The sequence below is a fragment of the Dorea amylophila genome (genome assembly GCF_025567265.1).
GTDB classification, from domain to species: domain Bacteria; phylum Bacillota; class Clostridia; order Lachnospirales; family Lachnospiraceae; genus Dorea_A; species Dorea_A amylophila.
In genome coordinates this window covers 48,911-70,054 of record NZ_JAOQJW010000011.1, presented here as the reverse complement: position 1 = coordinate 70,054, position 21,144 = coordinate 48,911, and the positions used below count along the sequence as shown (strand labels likewise).

14 protein-coding genes and 2 pseudogenes are annotated in these 21,144 nt (G+C 36.8%); all 16 read right to left on the bottom strand.

What is annotated here, in order from left to right; genetic code table 11:
• Positions 1-57 precede the first annotated feature (57 nt).
• Positions 58-399, bottom strand: coding sequence for an arsenate reductase family protein (locus tag OCV72_RS08445; protein ID WP_055283138.1), 342 nt, complete (start codon positions 397-399; stop codon positions 58-60).
• A gap of 206 nt (positions 400-605) precedes the next feature.
• On the bottom strand, positions 606-1,712 hold the full coding sequence (locus tag OCV72_RS08440; protein WP_055182670.1) for an RNA-guided endonuclease TnpB family protein: 1,107 nt from the start codon (positions 1,710-1,712) through the stop codon (positions 606-608).
• Positions 1,709-2,116, bottom strand: a complete 408-nt coding sequence (gene tnpA / locus OCV72_RS08435; protein WP_055182673.1) for an IS200/IS605 family transposase — start codon at positions 2,114-2,116, stop codon at positions 1,709-1,711. Before tnpA ends, OCV72_RS08440 begins: the two co-directional genes overlap by 4 nt.
• A 236-nt stretch (positions 2,117-2,352) precedes the next feature.
• A complete protein-coding gene (locus OCV72_RS08430) occupies positions 2,353-4,410 on the bottom strand; it encodes a hypothetical protein (protein ID WP_055181750.1) in 2,058 nt (685 codons plus the stop codon).
• Between the two features lie 513 nt (positions 4,411-4,923).
• Positions 4,924-6,366: a glycoside hydrolase family 32 protein gene (locus OCV72_RS08425; RefSeq protein WP_006427688.1), complete on the bottom strand. Its 1,443-nt coding sequence runs from the start codon at positions 6,364-6,366 to the stop codon at positions 4,924-4,926.
• A gap of 21 nt (positions 6,367-6,387) precedes the next feature.
• The gene (locus tag OCV72_RS08420) at positions 6,388-8,307 is read right to left on the bottom strand and encodes a PTS sucrose transporter subunit IIABC (protein WP_055283136.1); all 1,920 of its coding nucleotides are present in this window, start codon (positions 8,305-8,307) and stop codon (positions 6,388-6,390) included.
• A gap of 193 nt (positions 8,308-8,500) precedes the next feature.
• Positions 8,501-9,490: a LacI family DNA-binding transcriptional regulator gene (locus OCV72_RS08415; RefSeq protein WP_028087351.1), complete on the bottom strand. Its 990-nt coding sequence runs from the start codon at positions 9,488-9,490 to the stop codon at positions 8,501-8,503.
• Between the two features lie 292 nt (positions 9,491-9,782).
• Positions 9,783-11,237 (bottom strand): ATP-binding protein, encoded by a 1,455-nt coding sequence (locus tag OCV72_RS08410; RefSeq protein ID WP_055283134.1) that lies wholly within the window; start codon positions 11,235-11,237, stop codon positions 9,783-9,785.
• Between the two features lie 72 nt (positions 11,238-11,309).
• Positions 11,310-13,270 (bottom strand): annotated as a pseudogene (locus tag OCV72_RS16790) (DUF3427 domain-containing protein); the annotation flags it as partial.
• Positions 13,271-13,331: 61 nt separating this feature from the next.
• A complete protein-coding gene (locus tag OCV72_RS08400) occupies positions 13,332-13,751 on the bottom strand; it encodes a hypothetical protein (protein ID WP_055283133.1) in 420 nt (139 codons plus the stop codon).
• A gap of 337 nt (positions 13,752-14,088) precedes the next feature.
• A complete protein-coding gene (locus OCV72_RS08395; protein ID WP_055283131.1) occupies positions 14,089-15,234 on the bottom strand; it encodes a restriction endonuclease, SacI family in 1,146 nt (381 codons plus the stop codon).
• Entirely contained in the window at positions 15,227-17,128 is a 1,902-nt protein-coding gene (locus OCV72_RS08390) for a DNA cytosine methyltransferase (protein WP_055283129.1), read from the bottom strand. Before OCV72_RS08390 ends, OCV72_RS08395 begins: the two co-directional genes overlap by 8 nt.
• A gap of 5 nt (positions 17,129-17,133) precedes the next feature.
• The gene (locus OCV72_RS08385; RefSeq protein WP_055283127.1) at positions 17,134-17,340 is read right to left on the bottom strand and encodes a helix-turn-helix domain-containing protein; all 207 of its coding nucleotides are present in this window, start codon (positions 17,338-17,340) and stop codon (positions 17,134-17,136) included.
• Positions 17,341-18,231: 891 nt separating this feature from the next.
• Positions 18,232-18,354, bottom strand: a pseudogene (locus OCV72_RS08380) (transposase); the annotation flags it as partial.
• 489 nt (positions 18,355-18,843) lie between these two features.
• The gene (locus OCV72_RS08375) at positions 18,844-19,440 is read right to left on the bottom strand and encodes a hypothetical protein (RefSeq protein WP_055283123.1); all 597 of its coding nucleotides are present in this window, start codon (positions 19,438-19,440) and stop codon (positions 18,844-18,846) included.
• 177 nt (positions 19,441-19,617) lie between these two features.
• Complete coding sequence (locus tag OCV72_RS08370) at positions 19,618-21,054, bottom strand: hypothetical protein (RefSeq protein WP_055283122.1); 1,437 nt, start codon at positions 21,052-21,054, stop codon at positions 19,618-19,620.
• Positions 21,055-21,144: the final 90 nt, after the last annotated feature.

The window sequence follows — 21,144 nt, the reverse complement described above, 5'->3', positions numbered from 1 at the left end:
ATCTCAAATTTATTTGTTATTATTTTTGAGTTCCTTTTTTACTTTCTTTATACTCTTTTACTTCCAATTTTTCCAGATATCTGGCTGATATCCTACTGTTGCCTGTTTCCCGTTACGCACAATCGGTGTCTTGATCACCTTTTGATTTTCCAGAATCTTTTCTGCTTTATCTTCCTCTGCAAGATAAGTAATCAACGCAAGCAGATCTTTATCCTTGCACTCCTGATCAATCAGTTTTTCATCTCCTCCGACAGCCTGGCATACTGAATTGAATTCGCCTTTGCTCAGGCCCTTTTCTTTCATGTCCACGAACTGATATTTAATTCCTCGCTCTTTGAAAAAGCGTTCTGCTTTTTTACTGTCGAAGCTTTTCTTGGTTCCGAAAATTTGTATGTTCATTTTTGTTCCTCATATAATTACTCATCATAATAATTCCATTTTAGGGTGACATGCTCCCACCACTTAAATCACAGATTTTGAAGTGAGGGCTTCTTGCTCAATGGCTCTACTGAGCCAAGTATCTACAAGCTATCCTCGCGTGCCCCGCGATTCATTTTTACCCAGTTATGGGATATTTTCATTGTCTGGATACAGACACTTCCCATTTATCCTGCTAACAACATGCGGCGTGCTTCTTCACGTATATTGATTGCCGCATTCAGATCCCGGTCTATCCGATTTCCACATGTACAAAAATATACTCTGTCCGAAAGTTTCAGTTCTTTCTTTACACTACCACATTTACAGCATTTTTTACTGGAAGGGAAAAAACGGTCTACACGTACCAATTTCTTTCCTCTCCATGTCAGCTTATATTCCAGCAATTCCCGAAACTTTCCGTAACCGTTATCCATGACACTTTTCCCAAAATGCATACACTGGCTCATTGCTTTCATATCAATATCTTCTACTGCAACAACATCATATGTCTCTGCCATTTCATGACTCAGCTTATGTAAGAAATCTTTCCTCTGATTTCGGATTTTTTCATGACATAATGCAACACGTTTTTTCTGTCGGTAATAATTATTGCTTCCTTTCACGCAATGGGATAACTTTCTTTGTTCCCTTGCCAGCCGCTCCTCACTTTTTCTGAAGTATCCTTCATTTTCCTTCTGTATATCTTCAGAAAACACAGCCATTCCATGCATTGCATAATCAATTCCTAGTATCTTTGCGTCTTCATAATCTAATTCTTCTGCTTGGTTTTCACAGTCAGTTTTTTCATATAATAGACTTGCATAATACTTTCCAGATGGTTCCATACTTATTGTTACAGATTTCAGGCAATATTTTTCTGGAATATCACGATGTTTTTTCATACGGATCCATTTCAACTTCGGTAGTTTTATCTGATGATCTTCTACCTGAATATTTCCATTGACCACATTTGTCGTATAGCTTTTTCGGCTCCTGTGTTTTGATTTGAATTTTGGAAAGCCAATCTTTGGATCCCTGAAAAAATTCTTATATGCCTTTTCCAGATGCATCTGCACATTTGCAAGTGCCAGGGAATCCACTTCTTTCAAAAATGGATATGCTTTTTTATACATCGCCGGTGTATTTCGCAGCATTTTTTTCGTTGCTTCATATTCCCGTATCTTATCATTCAACATCTGATTATATAAAAAACGACAGCAGCCAAATGTTTTTGCGAGCAGAACTTCCTGCTCTCTGTTTGGATATATACGAAAATGGTAAGCTATATTCATCTTTTTTTCTCTCCCTGCGTCTCGATATAATTACGGATAACATCAATCGGTGCACCACCCGCTGTCAACAGGCAGAAACTTTGACTCCAGAATGCTTCCTTCCAAAGTCTTTCCCTGATCTGTGGATATTCCTTTTTTAACAAACGACTGCTTGCACTTTTATACGCATTGATAAATTTACTGAGTTCTGATTTTGGCTGTGCTCGAAACATAACATGCACATGATCAACATCATGATTCCATTCTTCCAGTGTGATTCCATAATCAGGTGCAATACGTTCCCAGATCTCTTTTGCACGTTCCGAAATCGGATCATCTATTACTTTTCTTCGGTATTTTACAACCATGATCAGATGATAATACATCAAATATACTGAATGTGCATTATGATCCATTTTGTCCATATAGTCAGTCCTTTCTATCCTTTCGACTGATTATAGTATACCACACTTCGCATTACAGAACAAGCGTTCTATCTTCTTTTTCTGCAATTCATCTCCCACCTATAGAGGAAGGAGAATTCTTGCTAACTTTCGTTAAATTTTTGGGGTGTTTGCTTTGCATTAGTTTTAAAAAGCTCCATTCTTTTTTAGAACGGAGCCTTGTGATATACAACTCAGGTGATTTCCTTAAAAACAAATCATTTATTTCCGAGAATAACTGCTATCTTAATTTCTTTTTCTGTATCACTAAGATCAAATTCTCCTCCATCTTCTACCATAACATGCACTTCATATAATGTATCCTCTGTAAGTTTATCCGGCAATGTTCCATCTTCTTCCTGAATATGCCATAACTCTGCAGGAACTTCTTTTAATTTATTCTCTTTATCATATGCATATAATGTAAATGTATCTGCTTTTCCTGCAATTCCTTTCATTCGTATTGCCACAGTAGTATTTGGATGTACATTTTCTACTGTAACCGTATTCAGCCAGCCTGCAACATTTCCTTTCCCGCCGGCTTCTGTAAATTCTTCTTGTGTTAGTACATTTCTCTTTGCCTTGTCTAAATCTACTTTTCGATAAGGCATCTCCGGCAGATAAACAAATCTGTCCTGCAATCTTAAGAGCTCCAGATATCCTGTCGGGCAATATAATGTATTTCCACTATTTCCTGCATACATGCCGATTGCCATATTGTTGTATCCCGGTTTATCTGAGACATCCATTGTAAATGCTGTTTCTCCTGTTTCAAAATCTAACATGATGAATTGCCACATGCCACTTTCCAGATCCTGAACATAACCATAGATATAACCTGTCGCTGTAGAAAGCTTCATCATAGATGTATCACGGATATCGTTTCTGCACCAGATACTCTTCATTTCGTATCCGTCCTTTGTCTTAATGGTATCGACACGCTCTACTCCCGGCACAACCATCTTATTTCCCTTCTTCAACCAGTTTACATCGTAAATATTTTCATAGGTCTGTATAGAAGAATCGTTGTCTGCGTCCGCAAGTTTAGCACTTCCGGCTCCAAACCAGTTACATACGATTGTGCTGACTGTACCTTCTCCGTTATCATATACCATTGCTGAATTTTCTACCGACACCTGCATATTTTTCGGAAGCTCATCGATTACCGGCATGCTTGCCACTATTTTCCCGGTCTTCATATCTAATGCCAACAGATTTACCGGATCCTGATTATCTGTAAACATAACTAATTTGCTTGTCAGAGATGGTGAACATCCACCTCCCCAGGCAAGACCTCCGCCTGTAGTTTCATCTCCCTCTTTGCTGTCTTTCGCTCCCACGCTTTCATATGGGGTACACCACTGCACCTGTACACCATCTTTTGCATTTAATAAATAACAATTTTGATTCGTTAATATAACTGCACCTTCCTTTGACGATGCAATTCCATTCTCTGCACCTTCGCCAGGCTCCAATTCATATACAAATGTAGATTCTTTCAGATCAACATGTTCTCCCTTTAAGATGGCATCAATTGCTGCCCTTGAAATATATCCCATTGCACCTTGCTGTTTACGTTCCGGATAAATACGGAAACCGCCTGTAGCAAACCATAAATTTCCTTCATAGTCAAAAACTACAGATAATAAGTTCTGATCCAATGTTTTCCCTGTAATTTCTTCTGCCGCTGCTTTAATATCAATATCCAGCACTTTTTCAAATTCCGGAAGGACATTTCCCGCATCATCTGTTGCTTTCAACATAAGCACGTGGTTGTTGCTTGTCGGACATACCAGGCGATTGCTCTCATCTACAAATGAATATGAGCTTTGTATCACATATCCTCCGCCATCATGCTTTGCCGGTGAAAAATAACCTTCTGTCTGTGTTTCATCCGCATTAATATCACGGATAGCCAGTCCTCCTTGAAATGGAACAACTGCATGTCCATATGTATCAAAAAATACCGCCGGAGATGCATTTTGATTTACTTTTTCATAAGAAACATTAATCTCCGGATAAATATCAACCGGTAATACTTCATCTGTCGTATCTGAATTATAACAGTCCTGATGAACATTGGCATCACTCTTTGCCATATATGGATTATCATCAATTGCTTTTTCCGTAATCGGCTTAATTGGAACAACTGCATTTTCTTCTGTTGTCTTCTGCTCTGATTTTGCCTCCTCTGTCTTTGATGTACCATTTGCACATCCCGATGTGAGCGTAATTGCAGATATAATAAACGCTAATAGTATTTTTCTTCCTTTCATTTATACTTTCCTCCTTTTTCCAGCCTTTGTCATCTACTGCTTTTATTATAAAAAAACACTTCTCGTTTTCAATCGCTCTGTCACGAATAGTCAAAAAATAGCACGAATTGTAAATCCGCCCCTTAGTTTGTCTATCTGCTTTATGTTAAAATAAACGCATGAGAGAAAGCTTTTATATATTTCTTATTTGAAAGGGGGCATACATAATGAACAATATTCTTCGCCCGACACTTGAACTTACTGTAATTATCCCTGGGATGATTCAAATATCTCTGTTTTATACATTTTGCAATTTTCTCTTTGCTAATATGCTAGTACAAAGTCAGATACAAAAAACTTGCCACCTGCTACTTCTTACAAATGCATGGCAATACATAAAACTTGCCACTGACAGCATCTCTTGCATACTATGGTATAAAAAATGTGGACTGGCACCTCTTTTTTCAGGAACCTGTCCACATTTTTATTTTCTTTTCCGTATATTCACCTGTTATATCTTATGCAGTCCGGAATCTATTTTTTATATTCAACCTCGAATGATCCAAGTTCATATCCATGAACGCTTCCCTTTACCTCTCTGGATACAAGCTCTACTTTCTGTTCAAGATGTTCACTATATACTCTTGTTGTCAGAACCGTTTCCCCGTTATTAATGAATATCTCAATGGCTGATGTATCCGAAAAGATGGTAATATCCGAAAGCTCTTCCACCTTAGCAAAGCGCTGCTTTCTTCCACGTCCGCTTTCTCCCATCGATAAGGTAAAAAGCCCGTCCTTCCAGCTTATTGTAACATCTTCACGAAGCTTAAGCTCCAGATTTTTTGCTTCTTCCACGTCAAGTCTCAGTTCAAAACAGCAGTCCGCAGGCGCCCACTTTGTAAATGCTTCCAGCTCGCAGGTAAATGCATTTTTACGCAGATCTTTCATCTCCTTTAATGGATGCTGTAAGATCTTTCCATCTTTCCATTCCAGTTCTCTTGGCATGGTAAGTGCATGGATCCAGTCATATGCAACCGTTGCATCATTATCATAATCTGCATCCGGAATCCCCATCCAGCCAATCAGGATTCTTCTACCCGCTTCATCTGCAAATGTCTGTGTCGCATAGATGTCAAATCCTTTGTCAAATTCCTGAAATTTTCCAAAGCTGTATGATTTGTTCTTCAGGTCAAACTCTACCGGAAAATATCCACACTGGTACACATTCTGGTAATCATATCCCTTCTGATCTACTCCCTGTGGACAGCATGTCATAATCTGCTGGCCGTCAATCTCGAACAGATCCGGGCATTCCCACATATAACCAAATGGCTTTGCTGTCCGCACCGTATCGTACCATTTCCAGTGTTCCAGATCGTCGGAACAAAACAAAAGTGCACAGCCATAAGATTCCGCATCACGGCCTCCCTGGATCATATAATAACGGCCGTCTTTTTTATAGATTTTTGGATCTCTGACATGCTTGGACATATTCACCGGATAATCATCATTGGTCATTACAAGCTTCTTGTATGCAATATTCTTTCCATCCGGACTGAATACGTGAATCGTATTCTGTTCCCGTCCATTCATGATATAATCATAATCTTTATCCCAGAGTTTTACATTTCCTGTGTAAAAATAGTGAATTCCATCTTCACAGGTATAGGCTGATCCGCTATATACACCGTCTCTGTCCCATTCTTCGTCCGGATAAAGGAACGGCTCTTCTTCTTTATAATGAATCCAATCCTTTGTTGTGTAATGTCCCCAAAGCTTCGTTCCCCATCCGGCAAGAAATGGTGTATATTGGAAATAAATATGATTCACACCCTGAAATTCACACAGACCATTCGGATCATTCATCCAGCCTGTCGGCGGCATCATATGAAAGTGAAGTCTGTTTTTATCTTTTTTTACATTCTCCCTCATACTTTCATGCTTCGGATATTCTGTTAAATATGTCTCTTTGTTCATCTGTTCCTGCCCACCTTATCCTTACACGATTTCAGCCATCTTATCATTTTTTGCAATATGTTTTTCTTCTGTTTTGATGGTCTTTCCTTCCGGAAGCTCTGTGAAGATAACAAGAATCTCCGGAGAGTATCCATGCTTCTTCACCAGATCGATGTCAAATCTGATAAGTGCTTCTTCTGCTGTTACTTCCTGTCCTTCTTTTACAAGTGTCTCAAATCCTTCACCGTTCATATTGACGGTATCTACCCCGCAGTGAATCAGGATCTCTGCTCCATCTGCAGTTGTAAGTCCGATTGCATGTCCGGTTGGATATACGAGTGATACGGTTGCCTTACATGGTGCCATAACGGTTCCGTCTTCCGGAAAGATAACGACACCGTCTCCAAGTACCTTGTTTGCAAATGTCGGATCTGTCGATGCTTCGATATCTTTTACTGTTCCCTCTGCTGCTGCATAGACTGCACCAGGCTCTTCTGTAATAACTGCCTTTGTTGTATCATTTTCTTTTGTATCGTTCTTTTTGTCATTTTTATTCTTATCCGGTGCTGACCACATTTTTCCAAAGATGACTGTACATACAAATCCAATCATAATCGCGATTGCATGTGCAATGATGTAGTTAATGTACCCGTGATGTGCCGGATTAGCAATTGCCATTCCAGGAAGTGCAGTTGTACCGAATCCAAGAGCAGTAAGCTTTGAATAGTATACATATGCACCTGCAACTGCACCACCGATACATCCACCGATCAGTGGAAACTTGTAACGTAAGTTTACTCCGAAGATTGCCGGTTCACTGATACCAAATAATGTCGAGCAGAAACTTGGAATACAAAGCTCTCTGGCTTTTAAATTCTTCCAGTTCAGGGAAAGATAACCAAGTACCGCACCACTTTGTCCAAATAAAGCTACAGACATCAGTGGATTTAAAAAGTTTGTTCCTGTCGATGCAATAAGCTGTGCTTCTACCGCACCGATAATGTGATGAAGACCTGTGATAACTACGATCTGCTGAACTCCGGCAAATAACGCATACCCGAATGCTCCCAGATGTTCTGTACTCCACATCAGTCCGTCTGTGATTCCATTAGAAAGAATTCGTCCTGCCGGACCTACAAGTGTAAAAAGTAATACCGTAGAGATAAATACTGTCAGCATTGGTGCAACCAGAAGCTTGATTACATCCGGAATTACCTTATTGAAGAATTTATCCAGTTTTGCAACTACAAATCCCATCATAAGCGCGATGATGATTCCTCCCTGGAATCCTACCATCTCAATCTTCAGTCCGAACAGACGGATAACTTCTATATCAACGGTTCCCTGTGCAGCCTGGTAAGCATTGGCAAGAGAACTGTCTAACATGATTGCTCCGATTACCATACCAAGAACCGGATTCCCGCCAAATCTTTTTACGGCTGAATAGCATACTGCCATTGGAAGGATTGCAAAGATACCTGTAGACGCAAGACTTACCAGCCGGTTGATCGCATATAAGGTATCATGTGTCTTTACTACTTCAAGTCCGCCAAGGACGCTTGTAATTCCCATCAGAAGGGCTGCTGCAAGAAGTGCCGGCATGATTCCGATAAATACATCAGATAACGCTTTGATCACTGCCTGAAGTGGATTCTGCCTCTTCGCACTTTCTTCCTTCAGATCTCCCAGTGACATATTCTGTGTATTCGTATACTCGGCAAATACCTCATATACATCATTCACTGTTCCAGCTCCCAGGATCAGCTGTAACTGATTACCTGCTATGAACGCACCTTTTACTTTGTCGATATCTTCCAGTTTTTCAATATCTGCAAGATCATTATCTTTCAATACGATCCTGAGTCTGGTTGCACAGTGTGCTGTTCCCTGGATATTATCCATTCCACCAATATTGGCTACGATCTGTTTTGATATTTCCAGATACTCATTGTTCTTTCCCATTTCTCTTCTCCTTGTATTGTTTTGTTTTGGAACCGGTTCCGTTCCTATGTTTTTATTATATACATCAGCTTTTGTATGTCAACACAAAACGTCACTGCAATTTCATTTTTGGAAACGGTTCCAAAAATTGATATCTAAATTTGTCTATATTGCACAAAAGCAGGTCTGTCAAATTGACAGATCCGCCTGATTCTCAGTTCTCTTTTACACTTTTTCTTTCTATAATTTCATACGGGTTGACCTGAAGCGGGCTTACCGGCTTTCCTAAAATCATCTGGATCATCGACTCAGCACTGATCTCCCCCCAGTTCTTCCAGTCAAATTTTACCGTCGTAAGTGGCGGCTGTAACAGTTCTCCTGCTTCGTAATCGCCAAATCCTACCACGGATACTTCTTCCGGTATCCGTATACCTTTCTCTGACATTACTTTGTACACGCCAAATGCGATACGGTCTGTTGCGCATACGACTGCCGCCGGTGTCTTCATATGATCTACAAATTTCTGTACATTTTCAATTGCATTTTCATAAAAGAACGTTGTCTCTATGACTTCTTTTGGCTTTTTCTCACAGGACATAAGTCCATCGATCACTCCATGGCGTCGTTCTCCTCCTACTGCCGGGTCATCTTCAGGTACCCAGAGCATATAAATCTCCTTGAACTTACGTTGTCCGATATAATTACCCACCGCATATCCTGCATTGTAATCATCATTAATGACAGAATTCTCTCCCGGGAAGCGTTGTCCAAGAAACAGGATTGGAATTTTTAACTTCTTTACTGCTTCTTCGTATTCTTTTGTGCTTCCCGTCGCAAGAACCATAATTCCATCTACATTCATATTCTTCAGCCGTTCGATACAGCGTATTTCTTCTTCGATATCATTTTCCGTATGCATGATAAGAGGTGTATAATCATTTTTCTTAAGATAGGCAACGATTACTTCTACAAGTCTCGGTGTTGTTACCGAGTTAAATCCAGGTACCGTAAGTCCTATGATCCGGCTCTCTTTTGCATTCAGCCTTGCAAACAGATTCGGCTCATAATTATTTTCTTCGATGATTTTTTTTATCTTCTGGGCCGTTGCATCTTTAACGCTTCCCCCGTTCAGATATCTTGATACAGTACTTTTTGCCACACCGGACATCTGGGCTATATCATTTATTGTCAGTTTTTTTTCCAAATTATTTTCCCCCATAGCGTCTATTTCGAACCTGCTTATAATACAGAGAACCTGCCAGTGACAGCTTCTTCCGGACACATGCCGATTCAAAATGTCTTAATATGTATTATACTCTTCTTTGAAATTTCCTGTCAAATTATCTCCTGTCCGAAATAGAGGATTCACACAAAGATTTTCAAGGGTTTGCGGAGAATTTAATAACAAAATATAACAGTTATTAAATCTCTTAAAACAGGTGAAATCTCAATCGGGATTTCTTTCTGCAGACGCTGCCGCAGGAATTGGTCTTCTCTCATTTTTCTCTTTCTACGCTATAATATAACTGTTTTGGACTCTTTGGCTTATCTGGAATACTCAACTTAATTACGCCAGCTTCTACTAATGGATTTACATACGTCTGTATAGCATAAGTAACAGAATTTAACCCCAGATAATCACAAATTTCCTTTCTTGTACGCGGTGTTTTACAAAATACTATTAAATTATTTGTTTCTTCATCATTTGACATATCTTCATAATCATTCTTTGATTCTTTATATAGTTTTACAATAAAACTTCCTCTTTCATCCAAGAATTCTGGCTGTCTTAAGTTATATTTCTCCATTTCCATCCGGATTGTTGGAATTCCCGAATACCTGTTTTCTATTATTCCCAATGTTTCAAGTGCCGATGCAAGTACCGGATTTCTTGTATCCGGTTGAATTTTTCCTAATTGGTCGATAGTGATTCTTCCATATAATCCACCTGGATTATGTATTTCAATCCTGTCTTCAAACATTATAAGTTGAATCGGCATTCCTTCTGTATGAATACTATAATCACGATGTACTAATGCATTTATAATAGCTTCTCTAACCGCTGTTATTGGATAGTCTGTTCTGTCAGTTCTTCGTCCGGTTGTCGGACTTATAATTGTCTTTGTCCGCATATTGCGTTTCACAAATAATAATGCCTCATCCAACATTTCCGGAATTGTTCCTTCTATTCTCTGATTATCTGAGAATCTTTCCCCCATGTCGCCAAGACTTCCTATTGTTCTCCCAGGAATTACAATTGCCGTAATACACAATTGTGGAAAATATGCCTGTGGATATGGACTAAAAAGCAAAGTCGCACTAAGCGTTACTTTCTCTCCTCGCTTTATGCTCATAAGTTCATAAATACTTTCATTATCAAGTGTTGCTAATCTTTGTTTTCCTCTCTTTAACAGTTCAACATAACGATTCAGTTCTTCCTGATCCAATGACATTAATGTTACTCTCGGAACCTCACGGATATCGTCTTGATATTTTCTTCTATATGCTTCATAACTATATATTTCGTATTCTGTCATCGGTTCATCACTATCCCCAATACGGGTATAGGACCCCTTCAACCTTCCACGTCCTTGATAATAGCAAGGTCTGTCTGCCAAATCTATTCCGGGAATTTCAGCAGAAACAAATTTTTTATTTTCCTTCTCCACAACTGTAATAAGCGGCCGTACAACCGGATTCATCTGCAAGCATTGCTCGTTAATTTTCTTTTGAATGTCCTGAGCATCATAAACACCAACTTCTTTATAATCTTGTTTCTCATCAATTCCAAAAACAATAATGCCACCATCATCCTGATTAGAAAAACTTGACAAAGAATCATATAATCGTTTCGGATATTCTTGCTCCGCTGATTTCAATTCCAAATTCTGCGTTTCGCATTTCATTTTTTGAATTAATTTTAGTTTGTCATATAATTCTTCTGTTGTCATTTTAGTTCCTCCATTTATATTTTAGATTCTAGCACTATATTTAAGTTTATGAGAGAAACTCAAATATTATTCTTATGAACTAAAAAAGAACTCAAATTTATACTTCAAATTTGAGTTCTTTTTCATTTCATTCACAATATACTGATAAATATCCTCTCTCACCGGAGTCTCCAGCTCCCATTCGATCTCCACCGCCGTCTTATCCGTATTCGGCATCACAAACTGCTTCGCATTCCCAGTCGCGATCACACGCCCCAGATAATAGAATTCCTTGGATATCTTATCATCCTTATTCTTTCTCACAAACAGCTGCACATCTATGCCACGTTCTGTTGCGTTCAGGAAATTCTGCACATCTTCTGAGTCCATGCTTCTTCCGCTTTTGGAAATCGCGATCAGCCGGTTCTCTGCTACGAAATGATCTTCGTATTTCGTGGTATCGCTGATATTATCCTGCTTATCGTAGTTAATGAATATCGGAAATGTCTTAGTCTTCTTATCATATTTGTAACCGCCGATGTTCAGCGGCACTTCATTTCTCTCCCAGTTCAGCAGACGGCAGGCATCCTCATATGTATATTTCTGATACAATACCAGATTCGTATCCTGATAATGGTAACTGTAATTGACCTTATATCTCGAGATTCCGAAGTCCACCAGTTCCTCCAGAATCGCACAGAATTCCGGATTCTCTAACATTTTCCCATACACATCGGAAATGCCGTAATCATCCTGTTCCTTCTTGAGAAATACACACTGTGCGTAAGTCTTCTTTGCTGCGCTCGTCGGGAATTCATTTGTCATCATATTGATCACATTTTCCGTGCAATGCTCGTCCATCTCACACTGATACGTCTCGGATAAACGCTTCCGCAGACGCCCAATGATTCCATGGCGATACTGCAACGTACGTTTCAACAATTCCAGCTCATGAATCCGCTTGCCAGCTTTTTGGAAATGAATTCGATCACTTTTTCTTCGTCTTCTGACAGCCGGATGGTATATTCCTTTTCGTATTTTACAAGGAATTTGTAATACGAACCCAAGCTGTTATTGCCGAAGATCCGCAGCACATCCATTTCCCCATATTTATCAAAATCCGCAAGCGCCGGGATATGCCCCAGCTTATTCTTCAGATTCGTATAATTCTCCCGGATTAATTTGATATCGCTGAAGTTCGCATTATCAATCGCCTGGAAAATCCGCTTTCTGGAAATCTCATCGAAGTGAATCGTGCTCGCGCCCGGAATCACTCTGCCGCCTTCCGTGACATAGCAGCGGATATTGTCCTTGTTATAACTGCGGTCGCCTGACAGCGCAATCGGAATCATAAAGTTATTCCGATAATTTCCGATGAAATCCAGTACAACGACATATTCTTTGTTCTCGGCTTTTCGAAGTCCACGACCAAGCTGCTGGATGAACACGATCGGCGACTCTGTCGGACGAAGCATGATGACCTGATTGATCTCCGGCACGTCCACACCTTCGGAAAATATGTCTACGGAAATGATGTAGTCCAAGGCATCTTCGGATTCTTCTCCTGCCAGCCGTTCGATCGCTACTGCTCTCGCTTCTTCCGAATCACTACCGCTCAGCACTAGCGTCCGCCAGCCCTTGTCGTTGAATTTCTTCGATAATTCCTTCGCCTCATCAATACGGCTACAGAAAATCAACCCCTTCACGCGGTCACCACTATATCCGAAATATTTCGCCTGTTTCATGACATTTTCCACACGCTCTTCGGATGTCAGATAGCGGAAGTTCTCCACCTTTTCTTCGGATGATTTTCCCGCATCCGCAATAATATCCAGATCCGTGATTCCAAAATAATGGAACGGACACAACAGATCCTCCTCCATCGTATCCTGCAAACGAATCTCATATGCAATCTGATGATTAAAGATTTCGTAAATGTTCCTGCCTTCCAGATTGTCGTCTCGTTTATCCGGTGTTGCGGTCATACCAATCCAAAGCTTTGGTTCGAAATAGTCCAGGACTTTTTTGTAGCTGTTGGCAGCGCTTTCGTCAGCATATAAATAAAAAACTTCTAAAATTAGTTCCCGGCATAGTTGATATCACACTTTACATTATTTATACTTTATTTTTGAACTTTTGAATAAGTTTTATATTATCAGGTCTTACAATATGAATATATTTTTCCATAGTTGAATCAAACGAAATAATATAGGAATTTGTATTTGCAAAAATAACTCCGCCTTGTTTTAATGGTGCATACTGTAAAAATTTAATATTGTTTTGAAACACTGAAACTATTCCCGGCATAGTTCCATTCACCCCATCAAAACCTTTTGAATCACTTTCAGCATTTGCTTTTTGAATAGCCCCTATAATATCAATTTGATTTTCTATACACGCAACACATCCTGCAAGTGCTAAATCTATAACTTTGCATGCATCGTTAAGTACATCAATATATGTTTCTTTTAATATATTTTGATCTTTACCTTGTTCATAACCAACTTTCAATGCATTTTTAAATTCATTTGTCACTACTTCCTTATTTTCTTGAAATTCTTTTCTTCCAAAGAATTCCCAAATACCTTCTTCCTAATTCTCAGTAAACGTATTCACTTCAAACAATCTATATCCCACATATAAATTGTTAGTTATTTCATAGAAAAAGACCAAGTAAATCTCTCTACTCAGTCTGTTAATAATAACAATATTTAGTTTTTTTCGAAGTACTCTGCAACGAAGTTGCTTCATCTTATGAAGTTTTGCTACAAACAATGACCAGTACTTAGTAGTGAAATGCCACTAACTGGACAATGTTTGTACCTTTGACCAGCTAAGACACTCAAACGAGTCCCCTTTCAAATAATATATTTTATTCTCTTTCTGCACATATAGCATTCCAAGCCACTTTATGCTCATAATTTATATCTTCATCTATAGCTAGTAATTCTGTATATGCATTTACAAATTCGTTTGTGGATTTTAAAAGTCTCAAATAATACTTTATTGTTTCATATACACCATTCACTATTATTTCACAGCCATTTGATTTTCTAAAATCACTAATCAATTTCTGAACTTCATCCCATTCATTAGAATCGGGTTTTGCTGTTGAAAGTATGAAATATCTCTCTACTGATTCAGTCTGAACTTTCTGAATTGCCTCACTTACATGTGCAATTCCCACTGGAATTTCATATTTAATTTCAACTGCTTCAATTGGTCGTCCATTTTCCCATAAATCTATATCACCAACTGTTCCACTCTTTCTATTTGCAGTTTTCATCCTTTCCAACGGCTTTAATTCAAAATCACTATACCTATCGACATCATTCATCAAACATTTATAAATAGCATACACAGCTACTTGTGGGAGTCTTGGTGCATTTTTCTCATAATTGGTCGAGAATTGTCTATGAAGAATCTCCATTATTTGATCAATACTCAAATTTTTAGGCTTTGTTAATGGAATATTCCCCTTATTTCTCTCCTCTATCATTTTTTCTAAAATCAGAATAGTAATTTTCTTTACTCTTTCAGTGGAATCTGCATTTTGTATCATATTAGCCGTAATTATAAAATCTGGTCCAACTTTCTTGGGCACTGTTTTTAATATAACATCTGGCATGTATGGTTGTGAATAAGAGAGAGTTTGACTCAACCAATGAGTATCTACATTATATGGTAGTCCTTTTTGAATCAAAAATGGAACTGTTACGTTATGGTCTACTCCTCTTGCCGAAAAACCATTCTCATACTCTACTTTATGGCTTCTAATATCTTGTTCAGGATGTAAAATTTTGTATATTGCCAATGTTATTGCAGCACCTCGGCAAGCATGCTTGATATTTGCAAGTTCAATTATTACCTTTGAATCCTCTTCACCAATTGCTGTTATTAAATCACCTATATCATCCTTTTTACTTTCAAGTTCCGCCACTTCATAACACTCTGATAAAATTTCCGTAAGTTTTTCTTTTTCTCCTAGTTCTATTGTTTCTTCATTTTCTTTAGCCATTGTTTACTGCCCCCTTACCTTTATCAAACATTACTCGATCCGATAGCATCGGAAATGGATAAGTGCATATAATTTCATCGGTTCTAATTGTTGGATGAGTATTGGTTGTTCTCACATCAAATCTAAGTTCTCTCATCATTGAAATAATCATCTCAATTTTATCTAACGGTATTCCTAATTGTTGAGCTACAATATCTCTTGAAAGATATATTCCACAGTTACTGGAATCACCAAAATAATTTATTGCTCTCACCAATAAGCTATCCGTCTTACTCTTCAATTCCGTTTTAATTCTTACCGTATCACCTCGGTTCGCATAATGCCCATATATATCAATTAGTGAATAGAATTGGCTCATATCTACCAATTCTTTTTGAATTATATCCCATTCTGCAAATACCTCTTCTACATTTATTAAATCTCCCTCAAAATCAACTGTATCAATCTTTAACAAATATTTTTCTAATCCCGTAATACTAACCCTGAATTTGTAATTTTTATCAACAGTTTCTTTACAAGATACAGACTTTATTTTAAACCTTCCTTTTTTACAGTCAGAAGCTACTCTATGTAATGAAGTATACTTTAATACCTGCGCTTTTGACGGACGATTATTTGTTATTTTTTTGCTATATCTATTAATATATCCAATATAATATTTTTTTAAAAAAAGAAAAGTCTCTTTTTTTTGTTCAAATTCTCCACTCTTAGATAAGTCTGATGATTCATACATCTTAGAAACTTCTTGGTTTCCAAATCTTTTCTCTATCTCTTTTTGAGCAATATCTTTATAAAGTTTACTAATTTCCCTTTGTCGTGTTCTAAATGTTGATTTGAAATTCTCTGACCTTACAGGATACGTAAGATTATTTGTTGGTCGCAATATTTGTTCTTTTATAGAAACAGCTATCACTTCCGCTAATTTAGGTGGAACAGAATTTCCTATTTGTGCAATAATCTGTTTATTAGTTCCAGTAATATTATAATCATCTGGAAATGATTGAATTCGTTTTAATTCATGTATTGTAAAATGTCTATTATTCCAATGAAATGGACCAGTAAACTTTCCCGGTTGTGCTTTTAATGTCCTACATGGTCTGTTTCGATCTGCTTTATACAGAAAATCATGAAATTTAGATCTCCACGCGAAATATGGTTCAGGATATCCCATTTCTTTAGTAAAAAAAGAATAATTTAATCCTTCCGGAACCAACGGAAGCAAGTGCCCATAAAGTCCTCCTATATCCTCAGACGTATTACCAGCTTCATCTTCAATATCTTTTATTGCTTCCCAAATTGAAACCAAATCTTTTCCTGTATGTGAATCAGGTCCATTTGTTGGCTCTGGAAAAATAAAATCAGTATCTAATGTCCCAACTAAAATGAGTCTCTCTCTATGTTGCGGAACTCCATAATCAGCTGCATCAAGTATTTCTGCCTTAATTGTATATCCTAAAGCAGAGAAAGATTTATTAATTTCATTCCATGCCTCTCCATTATTAGCTCCTTTTAATCCATATACATTTTCAAAAACAAAAACTCTTGGTCGTAAAATATCCAATACATTACAATAGCTTTCAAATAATTTTCCTCTATCATCTTGCATTCCTGGAACACCACCAGATCTCCTTCCAGCAGCAGAGAAAGGCTGGCAAGGCGGTCCGCCAATAACACACTCTATTCCCTTATTTGCGAACTCATTCGGATTAAAGTTTCTAATATCTTCACAGTATATTTTTGCATCAGGATTAAAATATGTACCATTATTCCTATTAGCTTTTAATGTTTCGCAATATTGCTTCTCAATTTCTACACATCCAATAATATCAAACCCTGCCCTATGAAACCCTATATCTAATCCACCTGCCCCGGAGAACAAACTCAATGTCTTCATGTTAATTACTCCTCATAATTAATGTCAATTAAATCATCTACTGTACAGTTAAGAAATTCACATATTTTTCCAATGCTATCCAACGACACTGGTTCTTCATGCCCCATTCTCGCCAGTACATTTGAACTTATGTTTGCATTCTTAATCAAATCGGTTTTCTTCATTTTTTTATCAATCAAAAGCTTCCATAGCTTGTCATAACAAACTTTCATAAACACCTCATTTTTTATTCAATGAAATTGACAATTGGTACATCATTAATATACCATATTTCTCATCTTATTACCAATAATTATTTACTTTATGTGATAAAAAATCATTATATTGTTATTTTAAATTGAAGTTACCAACCTAATTCATCTTATTTCTTGCTCGTTGGCTGAATTGGAATCCGAGGTTCCAGTTTGCAAGTTTTATTTCCAGTTCAGCTAATCCTTTGCAAGAGTAAATTCCGGCAAATCAAAATATCTTGATTTTTCTAGAAGTTAATTTTGCAAATTTTGCTCGTTGTTTCTACCTCTCGCTCAACCTTCTCGACTTACAATAAACATTACTATAATAATTGCATCGCTCCCACTTATTCTCATCAATTCTGTGACTAATGTATCATGATCATATAGATATTCTATTTACTTTTTTCTTGCACAACACGCTTCACGTCTCATAGCCAGTATTTTTTCATATCTATCTTTTGAATAGGGTCTTCATTCAATACATCTTCATACATTTTTCTGTAGCTTTTCACTGTGGCTCTAACCTGATACTATTTACGTTCTGCAAGCCGACTTTGGGCTTCATAATTTCTGACTTCTGCCCTAGATTTCAAGGCTTCCATCTGCTCCATTCCCCTTGCAATATACCATCTGCTATATTCTGCATTTCTTTCTTCCAAATACTTCGCATATTCAGGGTCATTCTCTGCTCTTCATTTACACTTTTCTGCTGATTTTCTTGAACGTTCCATTGCAATAGCTCTACGCTATTAAAGTTCTCTGATGGCTTCCTGATTGCCTTTTTCTGCCTGCTCTTTTTAAGAATTCTAAAATAAATTTCTAAATCTCCCCTTTCCATTAGGTGATAGATTTAGAAATTCATTTTAGAAAAATATCTCTTATATCAACTTTCAATTGATTATAAATTATTTTTCGTCTATACTTTGGAATGAATATGATGTGATATTTGCACATCCATTTTGTGTAATTCAAATCGTTATTCTTATTTACCATAAAATCATCTTTCCTTTCTGCAATAGTGCCTGAACAACTCTATTGTAACGGAAAGGTGATTTTTTTGTATAACGATATGACTCCACCTGCATAGCAGGTGGAGTATTGTTTCAGACACCTCCATTTTTCAGAACACAAAAAACTCCAATGTCCTCAACAAGCTAAAGCCCATATCTACAGGAGCTGCCACCGGCAGCTCCTTCCGAACGCATGACGATTTATATGAATGACTCACCTTCCGCAAAGGTGAGCCATTCAAGCAATAGGGTGGTTCTAAATCACTGTGCAGATGATTCTATGCATTCAAAATATACAACTAATAGTTTTTTGCATTTTTTAGAGCATCTCATAAAAGAGAAGTTTAGACTAGGCTAATGATTTGACATTTACTACCATTCAAGCCTTATCCAATTTTTAAAATATAATGTAAATCCCTATGCTTTTCTCATCACTACAAATGTTTTTTATATTTTACCCTACCTTAAATATTTATATTAGTTCTCTGAGCTGAATCCATTCCTTTCTATTTTTTAATTCTCCAACCTTCCAACAAATATTTATTTTTTCCAAATTATACACATATTTTCGATTTTTCTCATCAAAATACATTACTACTAATTGATCAAATTCCTGTTCTTCCGTATTTATATCATTTTTTCGCAACATAAATTCCAGATTGTATCTTTTAGAACTTCTTTCTGGTATCACTAATGTATATGCTTCATTTTCTCCAAATTTAAAAGCATTTTCTCCATCTCCAATTCTTTGTATCTGCGTAAATTCTTTTACTTCTTTCCCTTCTTTATACGCATATAGATTAATATCTCTGATTATCCGGGGAATACCGCATTCATTAATTACATCTACCCAAAGCGGCACTCTAAAATACATCCCCCTACTTCCTTGATAATATCCCCAATTCTTTCCCGAATTGGACGCCACATGTCTCATATATAATGTTACTTTCCCTTTTTCTTGCATTTTTTTATTTAATATAGTCGCCATTATTGTTGCGCTCGCACCTATTACGGATCCTAGCAATGCTGCCCCAGCTGATATTAAAGCCATTACAATATTTGTATCCATTATATCTACTCTCCTTAAGTAAATTGAACTATTTTCTTCTCTTCAGCCTATATATCTAATTTAATATATCTTTTTTTTCAACTTATCATCTTCATCAAATTTTCTAAGTACTTATTATAATTTAATAACATAATTTTATGAATGAACACTCTCATCATTCCAAAGGTCTTTATCCACTTACTCATCTATTCTAATATTCTTATGAAAAAGATCATTAATTGCCTTCTTAATTTTCACATCTTCAACTCCATAAAATTTTAATTGCATTGCATATAATATTAACTCAAGATAAATCAAATCCAGTAACGCCAGTTCATCAAAATCCTTATCCAAATTTCCATGTGCAAAATTATTACGTTGAGCGGCCAGTCGCTCCCCCATTTCAGAATATTTTAACTTCTTACCATTTAATGCATATAAATGCTTTCCAAAAATATCTATAATGTTCCCAAGTTCTATTCCAACAAAAGTAAGTTTGCTCGATAACGGATCATTTCCCACACATTTCTTTAAATATTTTAAAATGCTTTTAATTTCTCCAGTATTATTCTCAATCAATGGCGTCAATAATTGTACAACTGTTTCTTCTGCTTTAATTTTCTTTTCCTTCTTTTTTATTCCTTCTGGAAAAATCCTACGAAATTCCCACTCAAATGCTGCTGTAATCATTACAAATCTTGCGGCATCTATGTGATGTCCTTCTTCATAATTTTGCGGTAAATGTCTTAAATATATGCTATCTTCTGCTATTGACTGAAGTATCGGACCTACTGCCCCCGCAATATAATTCTGTCTTATATAACACCCCTTTTTCAGCACTTCTTCTTCAACATCATGATTTTCCAAATCATCTAAAACATATAATTCTCCAATCTTTATATGTTTATTTTCTTTGTAAGATGTTGACAATTCCACTTTAGAAAAGAAAACATTTTTTCTATAACATAAATATTGTATAAAGCGTTTTGCTATTAGCCACAAATAATAAATGAATGTATAATCCTCTGTACTATCAAATTCAAAACACAATGATGAACTTAACTTTAACGGCGTTTCTGTCACACCACTACTAAGTGTTCTTGATGCACCAAATGTTACTTTTACAATCTTTGAATTATATTCAAATATTTCTGCCTTTGTAGTAACAGCAGAAAACTCATTTGTTCTTAATTGAACTATTCCCTTTTCAATAAAATCTTCATCATATTCAAAGCAAAACGATTGCCCTATTGAATGAATACAATTAATTTCCGGACTTAAAAAACACATTTTATTAATTGAACATTCTCCATATTTCAACACGAAAAATGCGATAACTTCGATACGTAGCACAGCATTATATCTTCCAATATATGTACCTTCTTGTGTAATAAATACCATTTTGTTTCCATCTTCATTACACACTCCCACCAGAAATGGCCGTTCCATCTGCGGATGATCTCCTCCTGCGTATACGCCTTCGCCTATTTTATGCATAAACCATTCATGTTCAATTTCCTTTTTCTTATCTTTTGGCGGAATCAACCGTAATTCTTGTTTGTCAAAAACAAATGAAAAGTTAATTCCTTTATATTCCAAAACGCCTGTATAAATATCTAACTCGATTATTATCACCTCTTATTTTCATCACATATAAAAATTTATCATTTTGTAACTTTTATAGCAATTATAGATCTATTACCTTTTATGACAAGTCCAAATTTT

Bases quoted from the DNA above. Each gene is read 5' to 3' on its own strand.
- OCV72_RS08445 (WP_055283138.1), bottom strand. From the start codon at position 399: ATGAACATACAAATTTTCGGAACCAAGAAAAGCTTCGACAGTAAAAAA.
- OCV72_RS08440 (WP_055182670.1), bottom strand. From the start codon at position 1,712: ATGAATATAGCTTACCATTTTCGTATATATCCAAACAGAGAGCAGGAA.
- tnpA (WP_055182673.1), bottom strand. From the start codon at position 2,116: ATGGACAAAATGGATCATAATGCACATTCAGTATATTTGATGTATTAT.
- OCV72_RS08430 (WP_055181750.1), bottom strand. From the start codon at position 4,410: ATGAAAGGAAGAAAAATACTATTAGCGTTTATTATATCTGCAATTACG.
- OCV72_RS08425 (WP_006427688.1), bottom strand. From the start codon at position 6,366: ATGAACAAAGAGACATATTTAACAGAATATCCGAAGCATGAAAGTATG.
- OCV72_RS08420 (WP_055283136.1), bottom strand. From the start codon at position 8,307: ATGGGAAAGAACAATGAGTATCTGGAAATATCAAAACAGATCGTAGCC.
- OCV72_RS08410 (WP_055283134.1), bottom strand. From the start codon at position 11,237: ATGACAACAGAAGAATTATATGACAAACTAAAATTAATTCAAAAAATG.
- OCV72_RS08395 (WP_055283131.1), bottom strand. From the start codon at position 15,234: ATGGCTAAAGAAAATGAAGAAACAATAGAACTAGGAGAAAAAGAAAAA.
- OCV72_RS08390 (WP_055283129.1), bottom strand. From the start codon at position 17,128: ATGAAGACATTGAGTTTGTTCTCCGGGGCAGGTGGATTAGATATAGGG.
- OCV72_RS08385 (WP_055283127.1), bottom strand. From the start codon at position 17,340: ATGAAAGTTTGTTATGACAAGCTATGGAAGCTTTTGATTGATAAAAAA.
- OCV72_RS08375 (WP_055283123.1), bottom strand. From the start codon at position 19,440: ATGGATACAAATATTGTAATGGCTTTAATATCAGCTGGGGCAGCATTG.